Source organism: Protofrankia sp. Cr1 (assembly GCF_963555865.1).
Taxonomy (GTDB): domain Bacteria; phylum Actinomycetota; class Actinomycetes; order Frankiales; family Frankiaceae; genus Protofrankia.
Genome location: NZ_CAUVXO010000558.1, coordinates 1,125 through 2,575, shown reverse-complemented (window position 1 = coordinate 2,575; position 1,451 = coordinate 1,125). Strand labels below are relative to the sequence as shown.

Annotated in this window: 2 protein-coding genes and 1 pseudogene; 2 read left to right on the top strand and 1 reads right to left on the bottom strand. The window is 62.9% G+C overall.

Translation table 11 applies throughout. From position 1 onward, the window contains the following. On the bottom strand, window positions 1–254 hold a 254-nt coding region (locus U9980_RS25750; RefSeq protein ID WP_322770297.1), incomplete at its 3' end, for a hypothetical protein. Window positions 255–618: 364 nt separating this feature from the next. Between U9980_RS25750 and U9980_RS28795 the strand changes: the two are divergent. Then, window positions 619–756: pseudogene (locus U9980_RS28795) on the top strand (hypothetical protein); the annotation flags it as partial. After that, the gene (locus tag U9980_RS25745) at window positions 753–1,196 is read left to right on the top strand and encodes a hypothetical protein (protein ID WP_322770296.1); all 444 of its coding nucleotides are present in this window, start codon (window positions 753–755) and stop codon (window positions 1,194–1,196) included. The pseudogene U9980_RS28795 and the gene U9980_RS25745, both read left to right, overlap by 4 nt. Window positions 1,197–1,451: the final 255 nt, after the last annotated feature.

Sequence of the window (1,451 nt, the reverse complement as noted above, 5' to 3'; positions counted from 1 at the left end):
TTGATGTCGGCAACGTGTATGTCACCATCGGTGATGAAAGTTGAAAATATCTTGACTCGAGAAATGAATTCATACAGAGAGCCGCGATGGTGGAAGCCATTCCTGGTCATCTTATCCGTCGCGGGTGGCGTCCTTGTGTTCATCGCCATTGATGCGGGGGTCGAACCAATATTGGTTACTGCTGTTTCCTTGTCTGCGGGAATTGGTGTCAGGGTATGGCGTCGTACTCGGCGTTGGCAGACCGAATCTGCCACTCGTCATCGTCCATGGTGACGCGTGGAGTGGCCGTTTATCGACGAGGTGGTGGCTCCCTCCTCCGCCTCGCGAGCTACGCACCCCAGCCCCACTCCTTGATCCACGCCCCTATTGCCGGGCGCTCTAAATTTCAAGCTCATCTCGTTGGGCGGGGCTCGGTTGCGTCAGCCGCGACGTACGGCGCAACGCGCCTCCCGAGCGGGCCGGCACTCGCTCGCTGGCGCAAGGACGTCTACCTCCTAGACGGGTGCCGTCTAGGAGGTAGACTGACGCGGTGCGGGTTCGAGAGGTCAACCGGGCGATCGAGCGGGCTGGCGGGTCTTCGTCCGGCAGGTCGGCTCTCACCGGCGTTACCGCGCGACCTATCTGGGCACGGACGGCCACGCGGTCCGTGCGGAAACCGCCGTGCCGCAACACCCCGGCGATATCCCGACTGGGACGCTGGCGCGCATCGAGGCGGACATGGCACCGGCTTTCGGAAAGAGGTGGCTACGGACATGACAACTACGACACGGACCAGCTACCGGGTCAACGTCACGCGGGAACGGGACGCGTGGCTCGCCGATGTTCCAGACGTCCCCGGCGCCCACACCTTTGCCCGGAGCTTGTCCGCGCTACGGCGCAGCGTGCAGGAAGTGATCGTGCTCATGACGGACCGGTCCGACGAGGCGTTCGATGATTTCGATCTCGATTTTCGATACGAGATCGGAGACAGCTTCACCGCGGTAGCGACCGCACGCGAGGCGCGTGCCGTCGCCGAGCAGGCCGAGCGGGAATCCGCCGATGCAATCCGGCGGGCGGTCGCAGGTCTTCCCAGCTCACTGTCAGTACGTGACGTGGCCGAACTACTGGGTGTCTCCCATCAACGCGTCGCGCAGGTGCGGGCGGAGCTTGCCCACGGCACTGCCAGGGTGGCAAGGCGAACATCGACCGGCGGGTGAAGCTCCATCTCCTGCACCAAGGACGCTTGCCATGGCGGAATCAAGCGGTCAAGGCGACACATGCCTTTCCAGCAGATCGTTGAACATGTGTGGCGCACTGACTGCTTGAGGCCACCCCGTACAGGATCTCTTTCTCGTGGTCGACATCGTCATGGTCGAAGAGCTGCGCGCCTGTCACCGTCGTCCGGTATCTCAATGATTCCCCGGCACGAGCCGACGATCGTGGTCTCCAGCGAACCCGGGGCCGTTCAGGTT

Bases quoted from the DNA above. Each gene is read 5' to 3' on its own strand.
- U9980_RS25745 (WP_322770296.1), top strand. From the start codon at position 753: ATGACAACTACGACACGGACCAGCTACCGGGTCAACGTCACGCGGGAA.